General features: G+C 61.1%; 1 pseudogene. It reads right to left on the bottom strand.

The features are described from left to right. A pseudogene (locus tag GWC77_RS28175) lies at positions 1-103 on the bottom strand (IS5/IS1182 family transposase); the annotation flags it as partial. Positions 104-610 lie beyond the last annotated feature (507 nt).

The raw sequence follows: 610 nt of genomic DNA, 5'->3' as shown, positions 1-610 counted from the left end.
TCCCCCGGCTGCGCAGCCCCGCTTCATACTCGGGCCAGTTCGTCACCCGATGGGCCATCTTCGGGATGTCATGCCGGCGCGCGGCGTTGTGCTTGTGGGGCATGCATGGGCTTCCAGCAGGACGGACTGCGATTTTATTACTCCTGCCTTTCGTTTGCCTATCCGTGCACCAACGCCTGTTCCAGGTACTCGTCGAACGATGTCTCCCAGTCCATCACTTCCTCATGCAAAGGATGAAGAAGCTCCTATAATGGCATGAATGTTATGACACAGTAAGATTAGACGGCTGCGCCGTCGCGAAGGGCCCAGGCGGGATCGACAGTGGCGCAGATTGGAGCCCCATCATTGGCGGTCTGCTATGCGGGCCCTGAGTAGGATGGCCTCCAACCGCAGTGCTCGGACCAGAATGCTGGAACGTCGGCCTGCCTCCGGACGGTATCACTGCGGGCCGAGCGCAGTGCTCTGCCGGCGCTCCGGATCGGGGTCGTATAACCCAGCCACATTCGGTCGTGGAAGATCCTGAGCCTGCTCCAGGAGTGCGTTATATCCGTCATTACCGAACTGCGCGGGGGCAGGAGGACGACCGGCGGGCGGCGACATCGGGACATTC

The organism is Paraburkholderia sp. NMBU_R16 (genome assembly GCF_013282575.1).
Classification (GTDB): domain Bacteria; phylum Pseudomonadota; class Gammaproteobacteria; order Burkholderiales; family Burkholderiaceae; genus Trinickia.
This window is presented reverse-complemented; position numbering and strand designations above follow the sequence as displayed.